The organism is Actinoplanes sp. DH11 (genome assembly GCF_020873875.1).
Lineage (GTDB): Bacteria > Actinomycetota > Actinomycetes > Mycobacteriales > Micromonosporaceae > Actinoplanes.
Genome location: NZ_JAHWGU010000047.1, coordinates 1 through 16,674, shown reverse-complemented (window position 1 = coordinate 16,674; position 16,674 = coordinate 1). Strand labels below are relative to the sequence as shown.

General features: G+C 70.9%; 13 protein-coding genes. 11 read left to right on the top strand and 2 right to left on the bottom strand.

Annotated features, from left to right (window positions below):
• Nucleotides 1-24: 24 nt before the first annotated feature.
• On the bottom strand, nucleotides 25-414 hold the full coding sequence (locus tag LPA41_RS38945) for a CBS domain-containing protein (RefSeq protein WP_229076518.1): 390 nt from the start codon (nucleotides 412-414) through the stop codon (nucleotides 25-27).
• Nucleotides 415-478: 64 nt separating this feature from the next.
• Between LPA41_RS38945 and LPA41_RS43470 the strand changes: the two genes are divergently transcribed.
• Nucleotides 479-874: a GDSL-type esterase/lipase family protein gene (locus LPA41_RS43470; protein ID WP_374238275.1), complete on the top strand. Its 396-nt coding sequence runs from the start codon at nucleotides 479-481 to the stop codon at nucleotides 872-874.
• On the opposite strand, the gene LPA41_RS38935 is transcribed toward LPA41_RS43470, so the two are convergent.
• A complete protein-coding gene (locus LPA41_RS38935; protein WP_229076517.1) occupies nucleotides 772-1,950 on the bottom strand; it encodes a calcium-binding protein in 1,179 nt (392 codons plus the stop codon). The genes LPA41_RS43470 and LPA41_RS38935 overlap by 103 nt on opposite strands.
• 169 nt (nucleotides 1,951-2,119) lie before the next feature.
• On the opposite strand from LPA41_RS38935, the gene LPA41_RS38930 reads away from it, so the two are divergent.
• The 10 genes from LPA41_RS38930 to LPA41_RS38885 all read left to right on the top strand — a co-directional run bounded on the left by LPA41_RS38930 (nucleotide 2,120) and on the right by LPA41_RS38885 (nucleotide 16,631).
• Nucleotides 2,120-3,019, top strand: a complete 900-nt coding sequence (locus LPA41_RS38930) for a sulfurtransferase (protein WP_229076516.1) — start codon at nucleotides 2,120-2,122, stop codon at nucleotides 3,017-3,019.
• Nucleotides 3,020-3,077: 58 nt separating this feature from the next.
• Nucleotides 3,078-4,817, top strand: coding sequence for an HSP90 family protein (locus LPA41_RS38925; protein ID WP_229076515.1), 1,740 nt, complete (start codon nucleotides 3,078-3,080; stop codon nucleotides 4,815-4,817).
• Nucleotides 4,814-7,927, top strand: a complete 3,114-nt coding sequence (locus tag LPA41_RS38920) for a tetratricopeptide repeat protein (RefSeq protein WP_229076514.1) — start codon at nucleotides 4,814-4,816, stop codon at nucleotides 7,925-7,927. The genes LPA41_RS38925 and LPA41_RS38920 overlap by 4 nt, the downstream gene beginning before the upstream one ends.
• A 43-nt stretch (nucleotides 7,928-7,970) precedes the next feature.
• Nucleotides 7,971-8,576, top strand: a complete 606-nt coding sequence (locus tag LPA41_RS38915) for a TetR/AcrR family transcriptional regulator (RefSeq protein ID WP_229076513.1) — start codon at nucleotides 7,971-7,973, stop codon at nucleotides 8,574-8,576.
• Between the two features lie 124 nt (nucleotides 8,577-8,700).
• Nucleotides 8,701-10,029, top strand: a complete 1,329-nt coding sequence (locus tag LPA41_RS38910) for an acetyl/propionyl/methylcrotonyl-CoA carboxylase subunit alpha (protein WP_229076512.1) — start codon at nucleotides 8,701-8,703, stop codon at nucleotides 10,027-10,029.
• A gap of 3 nt (nucleotides 10,030-10,032) precedes the next feature.
• Nucleotides 10,033-10,911 carry a hydroxymethylglutaryl-CoA lyase gene (locus tag LPA41_RS38905; RefSeq protein ID WP_229076511.1) on the top strand — a complete coding sequence of 293 codons (879 nt, stop codon included), beginning with the start codon at nucleotides 10,033-10,035 and terminating at the stop codon, nucleotides 10,909-10,911.
• A gap of 155 nt (nucleotides 10,912-11,066) precedes the next feature.
• The gene (locus LPA41_RS38900) at nucleotides 11,067-12,158 is read left to right on the top strand and encodes a hypothetical protein (protein WP_229076510.1); all 1,092 of its coding nucleotides are present in this window, start codon (nucleotides 11,067-11,069) and stop codon (nucleotides 12,156-12,158) included.
• Between the two features lie 288 nt (nucleotides 12,159-12,446).
• Nucleotides 12,447-13,757 carry a chaplin family protein gene (locus LPA41_RS38895; RefSeq protein ID WP_229076509.1) on the top strand — a complete coding sequence of 437 codons (1,311 nt, stop codon included), beginning with the start codon at nucleotides 12,447-12,449 and terminating at the stop codon, nucleotides 13,755-13,757.
• A 178-nt stretch (nucleotides 13,758-13,935) separates the two neighbouring features.
• Entirely contained in the window at nucleotides 13,936-15,459 is a 1,524-nt protein-coding gene (locus LPA41_RS38890) for an acyl-CoA carboxylase subunit beta (protein WP_229076508.1), read from the top strand.
• Nucleotides 15,460-15,473: 14 nt separating this feature from the next.
• Nucleotides 15,474-16,631, top strand: a complete 1,158-nt coding sequence (locus tag LPA41_RS38885; protein WP_229076507.1) for an acyl-CoA dehydrogenase family protein — start codon at nucleotides 15,474-15,476, stop codon at nucleotides 16,629-16,631.
• The last annotated feature ends 43 nt before the right edge of the window (nucleotides 16,632-16,674 follow it).

Below are 16,674 nucleotides of genomic sequence, written 5' to 3'. Positions count from 1 at the left end.
GGTCCGACCCTACGCGGGGAACCTCTACGCCGCGGTGGACGTGGGCAGGAGGGCCACATCACTCAGGCTGAGGATGCCGACCACGTTGCGGTCCGCGTCGCAGACGAGCAGGCGGCGTACGCCACGGCTGCGCATGGCGCGTACCGCCTCCTCCACTGTGGCGCTCTGCTCGATCATGATCAGTTCACGGGTGGCGACGTCGCCGAGCGTCGTGGTCGCCGGCGGCAGCTGCTCGGCGACGGCCCGCACCACGATGTCGCGATCGGTCACGATCCCGGCCATGGTCGGGCCGTGTGTCACCACGACGTCGCCGATGCCCTGGTCACGCATGGCCTGCGCGGCCTCGTCGAGCGTGGTGTCCTCGGGAAGGTAGACGACCTGCCGGGTCATCGCGTCCGCGACCAGTCTGACCATGCCACCCGCCCCTCCGTCGCAGTTACGGATCGGTTACCCGAGGGCCGCGGTGATTACACCCGTGATGTCCACAAGGGGCACCGGCTGTCGCAATCGGGTCACGCGGGGATGGGCCGACCTGGTCGCCACCCGCCTGGCCGTCGAGATCGGCCCGGCCTTCCAGTACGCGAACCTCGCGATCCGCGGCCGGTTGTTCGACCAGGTGCTCGCCGAGCAGCTCGAGCCGACCCTGGACATGCGGCCCGATCTGGTCAGCTTCGCGGCCGGCGGCAACGACATCCGAGGGCGGGCACCGCCGGGTCGCCGGTCACGTGCTGAACTCGCTCGACGTCGGGGTCGACGAATACCCGCCCTGAATCACCAGGGCCGCAGCTCTTCGCAGCCGACCAGCGTGAAGGCGGGGTTCGACGAGCAGATGTCGTTGCTCGGCCCGCCGTCGAGGTGGCCGGCGCCCGAATAGGTGGTGAGGGTGTCGGCGCCCTCCTCGCCGTAGACCTTGTTGTTGCCGTCCCAGCCGTTGAGCTGGTCGTTGCCGCCACGGCCGTGGATGACGTCGTGACCGCCCCAGCCGTTGATCTCATTGGCGGCGGCGTTGCCGACGAGGCGGTCGTTGCCGTAACCGCCGGTGAGGATCTCGACGTCGGCACCGACCGTGTCGCGCTCGCCCGGCGCGCCGTCGTCGCCGCTCGCACCGTCCAGATCGACGGTGACGGCCTTCTTGTAGGCGCCGTAGTCCGCCCAGTCCCGGCCGGACCCGCCGAGGATCACATCGGCCACTGCGGAACGGTCGTTCACGTCGCCGTAGAGCTGGTCGTTCCCGGCGCCGCCTTCGAGGCGGTCGCGGCCGGTCGATCCGGCGATGAAGTCGTGGCCGTGGCCGCCGTACAGCTTGTCGTCGCGGGCCGCGCCGAACAGGCTGTCGTTGCCGCTACCACCGTGGAGGACGTCGTTGCCCGGGTAGTTGCGGTGGCTGACGCACTCGCTGTCACCGTGCACAGTGTCGTTGCCGTTGCCCGCGGAGACGTAATCGGCGCCGTCGTCGGCGTAGATCTTGTCGTTCCCGGCACCGCCGTAGATCTTGTCGTTGCCGTGCTTGGACCTGGTGTCGCACCAGTTGTCGTCGCCCTGGAGCACGTCCGCCTTCGGCCCGCCGACCAGTTTGTCGTGGCCGGGGCCGCCCACCGCGACCAGCCGCAGGTCACTCTTGTTGACCACCGAGTCGTTGCGATCGTGGACCTTGACGGACACGGCCGTGGGCGTCTTCTTCGTGGTGCAGCGCACCCGGGTCTTGTCGCCCTTGACCTGCTTGCAGCCCTTACCGGGCTTGAGGCGCACCCGGTCGTCGATGGTGACGGCCCGCCCGGACCGGGTGATCACCACGGCGTTCTTGGCGCCGTGGTCCGCCTCAAAGTTGACCTTCGTGGTGCCGGCGGTCGCGTAACTGAAGGACGCAGCCTCGGCCGGCCCGGCCACGGCGGTGGTCGTGCCGGTGACAAGAAGGGTGAGGCCGACCCGCGCCAGCCAGGACAGATGCAATGTCGTCACCTTTCGCGGCGAACCAGCGTGCCGATGGGCCGGACGAGGGGCGGTGTTGATCGATCGCGGTGATCATAGAACGAAACCGTTCCGACGTCACCGTCGAATCTCCGTGTCGTCCGTGCCGGGTCCGAAACCGGACGGGCCGGAAAGCGCTAGCGTGACAACCATGTCCGTACCGAACGATCCGGCGCAGGCGCTTCAGGCCTATGCGCATCCCGACAAACTGGTCACCACCGAGTGGCTCGCCGCGAACCTGGACACGCCCGGCCTGGTCGTCGTCGAGTCGGACGAGGACGTGCTGCTCTACGACACCGGGCACATCCCGGGTGCGGTGAAGGTCGACTGGCACCTCGAGCTGAACGACCAGCTCACCCGGGACTACCTGGACCCGGCCGCGTTCGCCGCGATGTGCGAGGCGAAGGGCATCGGCCGCGACGACACGATCGTCTTCTACGGGGACAACTTCAACTGGTGGGCGGCGTACGCCCTCTGGGTCTTCAGTCTCTTCGGTCACCGCGACGTGCGGCTGCTCGACGGCGGGCGGCAGAAGTGGGCAGCCGAGGGCCGCACGCTGACCCGGGACAAGACGGTCCGGCCGGCCGCGCAGTACCCGGTGCCGGTCCGCAACGACGCCGAGATCCGGGCCTTCCGCGACCAGGTGATGGGACACATCGCGAGTGGCCGGCCGCTCGTCGACGTGCGCTCGCCGCAGGAGTACACCGGCGAACTCACCCACATGGCGGCGTACCCGCAGGAGGGTGCGCTGCGCGGCGGCCACATCCCGGGCGCGGTCAGCAAGCCGTGGAAGTCGGCGGCGAACGACGACGGCTCCTTCAAGCCGCACGACGAACTCGTCAAGATCTACGCCGACGAGCTCGGACTGGAGTCCGGGGACGACATCATCGCGTACTGCCGGATCGGCGAGCGGTCGTCGCACACCTGGTTCGTGCTGCACCACCTGCTCGGATACCCGCAGGTCCGCAACTACGACGGTTCCTGGACGGAATGGGGCAACCTGGTCCGCGCCCCGATCGCCCGCGGCGCGGAGCCGGGCGGCCTCAGCTGAGACGCGCTGCCGGGCGCGCCACCGTTTCTGTCGGTGCCGCCCGGTAGCGTGCTCGATCGTGAGCAACACGTTCCAGGTCGATCTCCGGGGCATCGTCGACCTGCTCAGCCACCACCTCTACGCGAGCCCCCGCGTCTACATCCGTGAGCTTCTGCAGAACGCCGTCGACGCGATCACCGCGGTCGGTCCCGATCACGCCGGCCGGGTGGAGATCGTCACCGGGGACGGCCTGCGGATCAGCGACAACGGCATCGGTCTCACCGAGGCGCAGGTGCACGAGTTGCTCGCGACGATCGGCCGCAGTTCCAAACGCGACGAGCTGGGTTTCGCCCGGCACGAGTTCCTCGGCCAGTTCGGCATCGGCCTGCTCTCCTGCTTCATGGTCGCCGACGAGATCCGGGTGCACACCCGCCGGGGCGACGCGCCCGCGGTCCTCTGGACCGGGCACTCCGACGGCCGCTACGAGGTGCGTCCCGGGCCGGACCGCGAGCCGGGGACCACTGTCACCCTCCTGCCGCGGCGCGGCGCCGAACAGTTCCTCAGGGGTACGACGGTGGCCGAGCTCGCCACCCTCTACGGCTCCCTGCTCCCGGTCGCCGTGACCGTCGACGGCCACGCGGTGACCGGCGGCGCCCCGCCCTGGGAGCAGTCACGTGCCGATCGGTTCGCCTACGCGGAGAGCACGCTCGGCTTCCGCCCGTTCGACGTGATCGACCTGGATGTGCCGGCCGCAGGCCTCAGCGGCGTCGCATTCGTGCTGCCCACCCCGGTCAACCCGGCCAACCGCGGCGGTCACCGGGTCTACCTGAAACGAATGCTGCTCTCCGAGCGCGTCGAGGGGCTGCTCCCCGAGTGGGCGTTTTTCGCCCGCTGCGTGGTGGACAGCAGCGAGCTGCGGCCGACCGCGAGCCGGGAGGCGCTCTACGACGACGGCCAGCTCGCCGAGACCCGGGACGCCATCGCCGACCAGCTGCGTGGCTGGCTGGTTCGGCTGTCCGCGACCGACCCGCGCCGCCTCGCGGAGTTCCTGCGGATCCACCATCTCGGTGTGAAATCGCTGGCCCTGCACGACGACGAGATGCTGCGCCTGGTCGAGCAGTGGTACCCGATGCAGACCAACATGGGCGAGGTCACCCTCGCCGAGTTCCACGCCCGGCACGGCGTCCTGCGGTACGCGTCGACCGACGACGAGTTCCGGCAGCTCGCCGCCGTGGCAGGCGCGCAGGACGTGGCGCTGATCAACGGCGGCTACGTCTACGACGCCGAGCTGATCGAGCGGCTCGCCGCCCTCGACCCGGACGTGCGCGCCGAGCGGCTCGACCCGTCCGACCTGACCACCCGGCTGCTGCCCGTCGACGCGGCGGCCGAGCTGTTGCTGCGCCCGTTCCTGGCGGCCGCGCAACGCCGGCTAGACCGGCTCGGCTGCGAGGTCGTCATCCGCGCGTTCGACCCGGTCACCCTGCCCGCGCTCTACCTGGTGAGCCGGGCAGCCGCCTTCCAGGAGGAGTTCACCAGCAGCCGCGAGCAGGCCGACGATCTCTGGGGCGGGGTGCTCGACGCGCTGTCCCGCACCGTGCCGACCGATCGCCCGCAGCTCGTGCTCAACCATCGCAACCCGCTGGTCCGGCGGATCGCCGCGATCGCCGACCCCGAGCTGGCCGGCCTCGCCGTGGAGACGCTCTACGGTCAGGCGCTGATGCTCGGCCACCATCCGATCCGGCCGGCCGACGCCGCGCTGCTCACCACGTCGTTCCTCGGCCTGCTGGAGCGGGCCGTCCCCGGGGAGGCCTCCGCGTGAAGACCGCCGACGAACTGTGGGACCTGCTGTCCCAGGCACAGGACCTGCCGTACGGTGCCGCCCAGATCGCCCTGGTCGAGCAGGTGATGCGGCAGGTGGACGGCGCCGGTGACCCGGCGCTGGCGTTCTACACACGACTGTTCGCGACGACGGCGTACATCTACGGCGGCGAGCCGGTGAAATCGTTCCCGGCCTTCTCCTGGTGCGTGGCCGACTTCGACCGCAAGCCGGCCGACTACCACGGGCAGTGGACGCACAACCTGCTCTGGCTCTTCAAGAACATGGCCAGCTCGATGACCGACTTCCCCGAGGTGCCGCTGGCTCGGACCTACGCGGTGCTCGACGACATGGAGCGGCGCTACCGCGAGGCCGGGCACGGCATGCAGCCGGTCTACAAGCACCGTTACCTGGTCGCCGACCACGTCGGCGCCACCGAGGAGGCGCAGGCCTGGTTCGAGAAATGGCAGGCCGCCCCGCGCGACTCGCTCTCCGACTGCGCCGGCTGCGACCCCAGCTCGCTCGCCAACCACCTGGTCGGCCAGGGAAAGTACGCGGAGGCGGTCGAACTCGCCGAACCGGTGCTCGCCGGCCACCTCTCCTGCAACGAGCAGCCACAGAGCATCCTCAGCGAGGTCATGGTGGCCTACCTGCTGGCCGGCCGGCCCGCTGAGGCGGCCGATGCGCACCGCCGGTCCTACCTGATCGAGCGGAACAACCTGGCCGACCTGAGCGGCATCGGCGACCACATCGAGTTCTGTGCCCGCAGCGGCAACGAGCACCGCGGCCTGGAGATCCTGCAACGGCACATCGACTGGCTCGACCGCGCCCCGTCGCCGTCGGCCGCGATGTGGTTCGCCGCCGACTCGGCCCTCCTGCTGCGTCGGATCACCGAACTCGGTCACGGCGATGCCCCGATCCGCCGCACGGGCAAACCAGACACCACGGCCGCGGAGCTGGCCGCCGAGCTCACCACGTTCGCCACCGACCTGGCCGCCCGATTCGACGCCCGCAACGGCACCGACCATCAGAGCCGCCTGATCCGCGACACGATCGACAAGGCGCCCTACGGCATCGAGGTGCGGCTCTCCCCGACGGCCCGCCCGGCCCCGGTCCCGGCGCCCGCCGCCGGGACGTCACTCCCTACCCGGGCCGCGGCGGCCCCGGCGGTCGAGATGCCCGGCACGGCGACCACCGAGGAGCTGCTGGATCTCGCGGACGCGCTCTGGCTCGACGATCGCGAGGACGAGTTCGCGGCCGTCGTGGACGCGATCGAGGCCCGCTTCGGTGCACCGGTGGATGCGGCCCGTGCCGCTGGTTCGGGTGGGTCGGTCGATGCCGCCCGTGCGGCTGTTTCGGGTGGGTCGGTGGATGCCGGTCCCGCGGCTGGTTCGGGCGCGTCGGCGGAGGCGGAGCCGGGCTCCGCGGCTTGTTCGGGCGAGTTCATGGACCCGCGTCTTGCGGCCCGGTTCTGGCGTGCGCGGGCTCGACGGCTTCAGCCGAGGGACGACACCGACGCAGAGATCGCGGCGCTGCAGCGGGCCATCGAGCTGTTCGAGGCGATCGGGGAGCCGGGGGAGGCAAGCCGGCTGCGGGCCGCCTCCGCGCTGGTGCGCGGCCTCGCCGGCAGCCCGGAGGGCGGCCTCGACGCGGTGCTGGCGGACGTCGCTCATCAGGACGAGCACGGCGACCCTGCCGAGCAAGCCGCGGCACTGCTCCGCCTGTCCACGATGTACCTCGTGCTCGGCGACCCGGCCGCGGCCAACGAGGCGAGCGACCGGGCCGACGCCCTGGCCGGCGCGACCGTGGATGAGGCGGGCGCGGACGAGGGCAACGCGGATGAGGCCGGCGCGGCCGCTGGTCAGGCATCCGCCGCGTCCGGCGATGGGGCAGGCGGCGCCGCACCCGGCGCGCAGTCCGAGGAGGCGGGCGGCATCGCAGCCGGCGGGCAGGGCGGCGCGGGCGGGGACGGGACGGCTCGGCGGCGGCTGGCTCGGCATGCTCTGGTGCGGGCGCGCAACCGGGTGGCGGCCGATCGGCGCGAGGAGGCGCTGGCGGCGGGGCGGGTCGCGTGGGAGTTCTACCAGGTGCACGGTCCGGCTCGGATGAGCGGGCACGCGGCCGTCACGGTCGGGCAGCTGACGGACGATCCGGCCGAGGTGGTTGCCGCGTTCGACGAGGTGCTGGCGGCCGGCATCGCCGGTCCGGAACTCGTCGCCCGGCTCCAGCGCGGGCGGGCCCTGCTCGCGCTCGACCGGCCGGCCGAGGCGGTCGACGACCTGGTGGAGGCGATCGCTCTCTGCGCCGAGCACGGTGAGGAGCAGGCCGGCGTGTTCGCCCGGCACGATCTTGCCCTGGCCTACGAGGCGACCGGCCGGCCCGCCGAGGCCGTCGAGGTGGCCGAGGAGGCGCTGCTGGGCTTCGTGGGCCTTGGCGCCGAGGAGCCGGCTGACAACTGCCGGTTCCTCCTGGCCGGGCTCTACCGGGAGATCGGCGACACCGACCGGGCACTCGAGGTCTACCGGGAGCTGATCGAGCGGCTGGCGGACAACCCGGCCGGGCGGGGACAGGTCGGTGAGCAGGCCGGCGGCCTCCTTTACGACCTCGATCGCGACCGGGAGGCGGCGCTGACGTTCCAGGCCGCCGCGCAGTCGCTGCGGGAGGCCGGTGACCTGGCCGGTGAGCTGCGGGTGCTGCGCCGCCGGTTGATGGCGCTGAACTACGCGGACGAGGTGCCCGCGGCCGAGGAGCTGATCGGCGCGGTCACCGAGAGGTACGCGTCACTCCCCGAGGAACTGGCCGCGGAACCGGGCGTGCGGTGGGGCCGGTCGATCTTCGCTTTCGAGGTCGGCAACATGCTGATGCGCCGCGGCCGGGCCGCCGAGGCGGTGCCGCATCTGCGCGGTGCGCCGGAACGGCTGCGCGAGATCGGGGCTGCCGAGGACGCCGATCGGGTGACCTGCATGCTCGCCGAGGCATTGCTCCGGTCGGGTGACCCGGACGAGGCTGTCGAACTGCTGGAGGCGGCGCTGGCCGGGATGGCTCCCGACGCGCAGGCCCGGCAGACAGCAACTGATCTTCTGGCGGGGGCACGCGACGCGAAAAAGAGCTGAACGACCGTTAAGTGAGGGCTTGACGTCGGGTTACAGTTGCCGGGTGACGACGGTAGAACAACAGCACCGGACCACCCCTCCGGCGCCTCGGCGGCGGTCTCGCCGCGACGAGATCCTCGAGATCGCGGTCGGCCTGTTCGCCTCCCGCGGCTATCACGGTGTGTCGATGGATGACATCGGTTCCGCTGCCGGCGTCACCGGCCCAGCCCTCTACCACCACTTCGCCGGCAAGGAGGCGATGCTGGTCGCCGCGCTGATCCCGGTCAGCGAGAGCCTGCTCGCGGGCGGCCGGGAGCGGGTGGCCCACCACTCGGAGGACGCCGAGGCGGCACTCGCCGACTTGATCGACTTCCATGTGGACTTCGCGCTCGCCAACCCGGCCGTGATCGCCCTGCACCTGCACGAGCTGGACCGGTTGCCCGACGAGCCGCGCCGGCAGATCCGCCGGTTGCAGCGGCTTTACGTCGAGGAGTGGGTCGCGGTGCTCTCCCGGGTGCGCCCCGAGCTGGCCGCGCCGGAGGCCCGGGTGCTGGCGCACGCCGCGTTCGGCCTGATGAACTCCACACCGTTCCTCGGTGGCGAGGTGGAGCGCCGGCGCCGCGCCGACCTGCTGCGCGAGGCGACGATCCACGCCCTGGCCGGGCACTGACCCGCGCGCACCGCAGGCGCGGTCCGCGGGCGCGCACGTACTCGCACATGTCACCGGCGCCGGCCGCACCACGGGCGGCGCCGCGAGGGCGCCCCACAAGGGCGCGGACCCGCAAAGGAGCGGAATGATCGAGTCGTTGCTCATCGCGAACCGGGGGGAGATCGCCCGCCGGATCATCCGGACCGCCAACCGGCTGGGTGTCCGGACCATCGCGGTGCACTCCGAGACCGACGCGGACCTGCCGTTCGTCGCCGAGGCGGACGAGGCGGTCTGTGTCGGCCCGGCGAATCCGGCACTGAGTTACCGCAACGCCGAGGCGATCCTGGCGGCGGCCAAGTCGACGGGCGCCCAGGCGATCCATCCTGGTTACGGTTTCCTGAGTGAGAACGCGGACTTCGCCCGTACGGTCGAGGCCAGCGGCCTGGTGTGGGTCGGACCAGGCGCCGACGCGATAAGCGCGATGGGTGACAAGATCAATGCGCGCAACCTGATGGCTGCCGCCGGTGTGCCGGTCGCGCCGGGTTCGCAGGAGCCGGCGGAGAGCGCCGAGGCCGCGCTGGCCGCGGCCGCGGAGATCGGCTTCCCGGTGATGGTGAAGGCTGCGGCGGGCGGCGGCGGCATGGGCATGGCGGTCGCCGGTGACGGTGATGAGCTGCGCAAGGAGTACGAGAAGGTGCGCTCCTTCGCCGAGCGGATGTTCGGTGACGGTTCGGTGCTGATCGAGCGGTTCTTCCCCCGGGTGCGTCACGTCGAGGTGCAGATCCTCGGCCTGGCCGACGGCCGGGTGGTGGCCCTTTCCGAGCGGGAGTGCTCGGTGCAGCGGCGCAATCAGAAGCTGGTCGAGGAGGCGCCGTCCCCGGCTGTCTCCCCGGAGTTGCGGGAGCGGCTGCTGGCGGCGGCGGTGACGGCCGGTGAGGCGGTGAACTACCGCAACGCGGGCACAGTGGAGTGTCTGCTGGACCCGGCGACAGGCCAGTTCTTCTTCCTGGAGATGAACACCCGGCTCCAGGTCGAGCACCCGATCACCGAGCTGATCCACGGCATCGACCTGGTCGAGCAGCAACTGTTGATCGCGTCGGGCGACGAGCCCACGCTGCAACAACGACAAACAGGACACGCGATCGAATTGCGGGTGAACGCCGAGGACCCGAAGCGCTTCTTCCCCGGACCCGGCACGATCACCACCTGGGTGGAGCCCTCCGGCGACGGCGTGCGGGTGGATTCCGGTTACACCGCGGGCAACACGGTCAGCCAGAACTACGACTCGCTGATGGCGAAGCTGATCGTTTTCGGCGCCGATCGGGACGACGCGATCGCGAAGGCCCGGGCTGCCGTGTCCGGCTTCGAGATCGCCGGTCCCAAGAACAACCTGCCGTTCTTCGCCGAGCTGCTGGAGAACCCGGAGTTCCGTTCCGGCGACTACGACACCGGCATCGTTTCCCGGATGAGGTGAGTCATGACTTCGGTGAGCATCCGTGAGGTCGCCCCGCGGGACGGCCTGCAGAACGAGGACCCGGTGCCGGCGGCCGACAAGATCCGGTTGCTGGACGCGCTGAGTGGCACGGGGGTGCGGCGCATCGAGGCGGTCTCGTTCGTGCATCCGAAGGCGATTCCGCAGATGGCCGACGCCGACGAGGTCTGGGCGAAGGCCTGGCACAACGCGGAGGTGCGCTACTCGGCGCTGATCCCCAACACCCGGGGCGCGCAGCGGGCGATCGCCGCGGGTTTCCGGGAGATCGAGGTGGTGGTGTCGGCCAGTGACACGCACAACCGGCGCAATTTGAACCGTTCCACCGAGGAGTCGCTGGACGACATCGCCGGGCTGATCCCGCTGGTCCACGAGGCGGGCGCGACGCTGGAGGTGATCGTCGCGACCAGTTTCGGCTGCCCCTTCGAGGGAGATGTCGACCCCGGGCGGGTGGCGGCGATCGTGGCGCGTGTGCGTGCGGACGGCGCGGACCGCATCGCCTTCGGCGACACGACGGGCATGGCGACCCCGCGCCGGGTGCGTGACCTTCTCGCCGAGGTGCGGCCGGACCTGCTGCACTTCCACAACACCAGGGGTACGGGCCTGGCGAACATCCTGACCGCGCTGGATCTCGGGGTGACCGAGTTCGACGCCAGTGCGGGCGGGCTCGGCGGCTGCCCGTACGCGCCGGGCGCCTCGGGGAACGTCGCCACCGAGGAGGTCGTCCACATGCTGCACGACATGGGCATCGACACCGGAATCGACCTGGATCGTCTTCTGGAAGCGGCTGAACTGGCCGAACAGGTGGTCGGCCGGCAACTTCCGTCGGGTGTTCTGCGAGCCGGGCCGCGTACCCGGCTGGCGTGATTTCGAAGCCCTTTCCCTGCGACCATTTTTCCTTTTTGTCCGCGTGACTTCTCGTTCGCTCGCGTCGTTACCAATACCGAGTGGCCAATATCGCCTTGTTCGCACAGGTTCAGGGCGGTGCAGCCAACGGCCGGCGTCGACGACGAGGGGTGATCATGACGGGCTGGGAGGTCGAGCGCCCGACGCGCACGGCACGCCTGTCCCGGTCGATCCCTGCCGGCAGCTCCACGCTCATGCCGCCCCCGAGCCAGGGGGTGGAGCGGCGTCCGGAGCGCCGCGCAGGACACGCCGGCTCACGGTGGGTCCTGCGTGCACTGGTCATCGGTGGCCTGGCCGGAGTGGCCTGGCTGTTCACCGGCACCGCCGCACACGCCGCGGACCACGACGTCGAGCCCGCCGGCTCGCTGTCCGAGTCCATGTCGCACAGTGTCGCGCCGGTGTCCGGCAACGAACCCTTGGTCGGCGAACTCCTGCAGGCGGCCGTCCAGCCGCTGGAGTACGAGTCCGCACCGAAAATCCACCGGCGCGTCGTGGCGTCGATCCTCACGACAGCGGAGCGGATGCTGTCCCGGCCGGTGGAGTTGCCCGACGAGACGTACTACGGAACCGTGATCGACGCGGACCCGCAGGGTACGGAACCGCGCACGAAGCCCGCTCCCGCGCGTACCAGCGCCGGCGAGCAGGGTGACCGGACGCGGCCCGAACCGGCGGACGACGCCACGGAACCCGTGACCGAGCCGGCGAAGCCGGCCGCCGAGGCGGACCTTCCGCCGGTGGCCGTGCCGTCCCCGGCCGAAGACTCCGCGGCCCCGGCCGCCGCGACCGAACCTGTGCGGCCGACGGCCGCCGGTGACGTCCGGCCGGCCACCCGGGCGGCGGCGCACGTCTCGGCGAATCACAGCATCAGGGCCCACCGTGCTCCGGCCGGCTTGTCGCCGGCCCGGCACGCGAAGGCCGCGTCCCGGTCCACTGTCCACCGTCGTGTCCCGGCCGCCCGGCCGGCCACCACGGAGACGGTCCGCGAGGAGGCGCCCGTCGACGACGGGCCCACCCCGGCGCGGATGAACCTCGGGACAGTCAGCGGCATCCCGGCCAGCGGGCCGGGACCGTCCCCGGAGTACGGCCCGGTGGCCGTTCTTCCGGCTCGGGTCGCGAGCGGCGCGGTGGCCGACCACCGGTCCCCGGTCGCGAACGATGTCGAGGTCCGGCAGCACGATGCCGGTGAACCGACCGTCTCACCTGACTAGTGATGGATCGGCGGCTTGCTGCCGCCACCCGCACGCCGGCGTTCGACGCCGAGTGTCCGGGTCACGATTCCTGAACCGCTTGCGCACAGGCGGCGAATCGGCCGACGGCTCGGGCAGCACATCACCGCACCACAGCTCATCGATGCGCCACGGGCGTTCGCCGAGAGGTGGGGTCAGACCACGAGAAGAGCCGGGGCACCGCTGCGCCCGGATTCAAGGTTCCAGGACCAAGCAATTGAGTACGCGGAAATTCATTGCTGACCATTCGTGAAAGGCATTTCTTACCTGATGAAGAAGACGTGGGTTCGTAAGACTCTCAGCATCGGTGTGCTCGCCGCCGGCGCCCTGCTGCTCGCTCCCGCCGCTGCCGCTCAGGCCGGCCCCGACCAGGGCGGGCAGTCGGTCCGGCAGGAGAGCGGCAGCAACCTGCTCGGCAACAACGCCGTCGGCGACATGGCGCACAACCTGGCCCACGGCACCGGTGCCCGGTCCGGCCTCAGCAGCAGCCACGCGCTGGGCAGCAGCCACGTGCTGGGCAACCTCGGCGGCAACAACATGCTGGGCAACCACGGTTCCGGCAGCCACATGCTGGGCAACCACGGTGCCAGCCACCACGTGCTCGGCAACCACGGTGCCGGTACCCACGTGCTGGGCAACCACGGTGCCAGCAACTACCTGCCGGGCAACCACGGCACCGGTACGCACCTGCTGGGCAACAACACCGTCGGGAACATGGCGCACAACCTGGCCCACGGCACCGGCTCCCGGTCCAGTGACGGCAGCAGCCACCTGCTGGGCAACAACACCGTCGGGAACATGGCGCACAACCTGGCCCACGGCACCGGCTCCCGGTCCAGCCTCGGCAGCAGCCACGTGCTGGGCAACCACGGCGCCGGCCACTTCGTGCCGGGTGGGCACGGCATGGGCAGCCTCGTGCCGGGTGCGCACAGCCTGGGCGGCAACCACGGGATCGGGAACTTCGTCCCGGGTGGGCACATCGCCCCGACGGCCGGCCACTTCGGCAGCCACCACGCGGGCGGTGACAAGTCTGGCCACGGCGGCGACTGGCACGACATCCACCAGGGCGGCGTCGGCCACCTGGGGATTCTCGGCGGCGGCCACTACGGCGCGCCGGTCACCGTCCCGATCAACGTCTGCGGCAACTCGCTGTCGTTCCTCGGTGCCTCGCACAGCAGCGCCAACTGCGCCAACGTCATCGGTACCGACGTGAAGGGCGGCAAGGACGTCCAGGACGTCCAGGACGTCAAGGGCGACAACGAGGGCCCGGCGGCCCCCGGCGGTGACGTCAAGGGCGACAACGCCGGCTACGGCCCGAAGGACCACGACCGTGACGTCCGTGGCGACGCCGGCGAGCTGCCCGACGACGCCGGTTACGGCGACGAGGCCCCGGCCGACGTCATGGACGACGGTTACGGCGACGAGGCCCCCGACGCTGTGGAGGAGCCGACCGACGTCATGGACGACGGTTACGGCGACGAGGCTCCGGCCGCGTACGGCGACGGCAACGGTGGCCGCACCTCGGAGAACACCACGCTGAGCCGCCTCACCGGTTTCGGCCTGCTGAACAGCCTGCGCTGAAACGCGGCCGGCGCTCCTCCACAGCGCTGGTCGTAGTCAGGACGAACGGGAGCTTCCGCGACTTGCGGGGGCTCCCGTTCGTGCGTTGCCGCCGGGTGCGCCGATGGGCTAGCCTAACGCTCGTTAAGTTCTAACGACCGTTAAGGCCGGCGAGCTCGCCGGGATGCGGAGGGAACGCATGGACAGCGACGCGCTCGCGGCAGTGCGCAAGCGGGTGCTCGCCGGCGGCGCCGAGCGGTACCACGACGCCAACGCCGCCAAGGGCAAGCTGTTCGCCCGGGAGCGGATCGCACTGCTGATCGACGAGGGCACGTTCGTCGAGGACGGCCTCTACGCGAACAGTCTGGCCGAGGGCCTGCCCGCCGACGGCGTGATCACCGGGTCCGGGCGGATCGACGGCCGGGACGTCTGTGTCATGGCGAACGATTCGACGGTCAAGGCCGGCTCCTGGGGCGCCCGGACGGTCGAGAAGATCGTCCGGATCATCGAGCGGGCGTACCGGGAGGCCGTACCCATGGTCTACCTGGTCGACTCGGCCGGTGCCCGGATCACCGACCAGATCGACCTCTTCCCCGGCCGTCGCGGCGCCGGGAAGATCTTCCACACCCAGGTCCGTGCCTCCGGGTCGATCCCCCAGGTCTGCGCGCTCTTCGGCCCGTCCGCCGCGGGCGGCGCCTACATCCCGGCCTTCTGCGACGTAGTCGCCATGGTCGAGGGCAACGCCAGCATGTACCTGGGCTCCGACCGGATGGTCGAGATGGTCACCGGGGAGAAGACGACGCTGGAGGCGATGGGTGGCGCCCGGGTGCACTGCACCGAGTCCGGCGTCGGCCACTTCCTCTGCAAGACCGAGCGCGAGGCGCTCGACGTGGTGCGGAACTATCTGTCGTACCTGCCGGCCAACTGGACGCAGCAGCCGCCGTCGGCTGCCGCCGCCGAGGCGGGCAAGGGGGATCTCGCCGCGCTGGTCCCGGCGAGCGAGCGCCAGGCCTTCGACATGCGGAGGTACGTCAAGGGGCTTGTCGACGAGAACTCGTACTTCGAGATCCACGCCCTCTGGGCCCGTGAGCTGACCGTCGGGTTCGCCCGCCTGAACGGCGAGGTGGTCGGCGTGGTCGGCAACAACTCGATGTTCAAGGGCGGCGTGCTCTTCGTCGACTCGGCCGACAAGGCCGCCCGGTTCGTGCAGCTCTGCGACGCCTTCAACGTGCCGCTGCTCTTCCTCTCCGACGTGCCCGGTTTCATGGTCGGCACGGCCGTCGAGAAGCAGGGCATCATCCGGCACGGCGCCAAGATGATCACGGCGATCTCCGAGGCCACGGTGCCCAAGATCTGCGTGGTGGTCAGGAAGGCGTACGGTGCCGGTCTCTACGCCATGGCCGGCCCCGGCTTCGACCCGGACGCCACGATCGCCCTGCCCACCGCGAAGATCGCGGTGATGGGCGCCGAGGCCGCGGTGAACGCGGTCTACGCCAACAAGATCGCGGCGATCGAGGACCCGGAGGAACGGGCCGCCTTCGTCGCCGACCGCCGCGCCGAGTACGAGCGCGACATCGACATCATGCGCCTGGCCAGTGAGCTCGTCGTGGACACCGTCGTCGAGCCGGCCGATCTGCGAGCGGAGCTGGTCAGGCGGTTCGCCGCGGCCCGCGGCCGGGATCGCGCGTTCTCCCGGCGCCGGCACGGCGTCACTCCTGTGTAGAGAGAGGCTTCGTCATGGTCGACTTCCGGCTCGGCGACGAGTACGAGGAGCTGCGCGTCAGCGTGCGCCAGTTCGCGCGGGAGCAGGTCGCTCCGGTGATCGCCGAGCACTACGAGCGCGAGACCTTCCCCTACGAGATCGTGCGCCAAATGGGCAAGATGGGTCTTTTCGGCCTGCCCTTCGACGAACGGTTCGGCGGCATGGGCGGCGACTACTTCGCGCTCTGTGTCGCGCTCGAGGAACTGGCCAGAGTGGACAGCTCGGTGGCGGTCACCCTGGAGGCGGCGGTCTCCCTCGGTGCGATGCCGATCTATCGGTACGGGACCGACGAGCAGAAGGAGCGCTGGCTGCCCCGGCTGACGAGTGGGGAGGCCCTCGCCGGGTTCGGCCTGACCGAGCCCGGCACCGGCTCCGACGCGGCCGGCACCACGACCCGGGCGGTGCTCGACGAGGCGACCGGCGAGTGGGTGATCAACGGGACGAAGGCGTTCATCACGAATTCCGGCACCGACATCACCTGCCTGGTCACGGTGATGGCGGTGACCGGGCGCAACCCCGACGGCAGCAAGGAGTTGTCCACCATCATCGTGCCGTCGGGCACGCCGGGGTTCACCGTGGCGCCGCAGTACTCGAAGGTCGGCTGGTGCGCCTCGGACACTCATGAGCTGTCGTTCGACGAGGTGCGGGTGCCGGCCGCCAATCTGCTCGGGGAGCGCGGCCGGGGTCTCGCCCAGTTCCTGCGGATCCTTGACGAGGGCCGGATCGCGATCGCGGCGCTGGCGGTGGGACTGGCACAGGGTTGCGTGGACGAGTCGGTGGCGTACGCGAAGCAGCGCACCGCGTTCGGCCGGCCGATCGGTGACAACCAGGCCGTGCAGTTCCTGATCGCCGACATGGACATGCGGGCGCACGTGGCCCGGCTCGGCTACTACGACGCGGCCGCCCGGATGCTGGCCGGCGCGGACTTCAAGCGGTACGCGGCGATCGCCAAGCTGAACGCCAGCAACGCCGCGATGGAGAACAGCCGGTACGCCACCCAGGTGCACGGGGGGTACGGCTTCATGAACGAGTCCGCGGTGGGCCGGTTCTACCGGGACGCGAAGATCCTCGAGGTCGGCGAGGGCACGTCCGAGGTGCAGCGGATGCTGATCGCTCGCGGTCTCGGGCTCTGATCCTGTTCGCAGTGGTGGGCGGCGGGGGGGGGCCGGGCCCCCC

Coding starts and splice junctions, on each gene's coding strand:
- LPA41_RS38945 (WP_229076518.1), bottom strand. CDS start 414: ATGGTCAGACTGGTCGCGGACGCGATGACCCGGCAGGTCGTCTACCTT.
- LPA41_RS43470 (WP_374238275.1), top strand. CDS start 479: ATGTCCACAAGGGGCACCGGCTGTCGCAATCGGGTCACGCGGGGATGG.
- LPA41_RS38930 (WP_229076516.1), top strand. CDS start 2,120: ATGTCCGTACCGAACGATCCGGCGCAGGCGCTTCAGGCCTATGCGCAT.
- LPA41_RS38910 (WP_229076512.1), top strand. CDS start 8,701: ATGATCGAGTCGTTGCTCATCGCGAACCGGGGGGAGATCGCCCGCCGG.
- LPA41_RS38905 (WP_229076511.1), top strand. CDS start 10,033: ATGACTTCGGTGAGCATCCGTGAGGTCGCCCCGCGGGACGGCCTGCAG.
- LPA41_RS38900 (WP_229076510.1), top strand. CDS start 11,067: ATGACGGGCTGGGAGGTCGAGCGCCCGACGCGCACGGCACGCCTGTCC.
- LPA41_RS38895 (WP_229076509.1), top strand. CDS start 12,447: ATGAAGAAGACGTGGGTTCGTAAGACTCTCAGCATCGGTGTGCTCGCC.
- LPA41_RS38890 (WP_229076508.1), top strand. CDS start 13,936: ATGGACAGCGACGCGCTCGCGGCAGTGCGCAAGCGGGTGCTCGCCGGC.
- LPA41_RS38885 (WP_229076507.1), top strand. CDS start 15,474: ATGGTCGACTTCCGGCTCGGCGACGAGTACGAGGAGCTGCGCGTCAGC.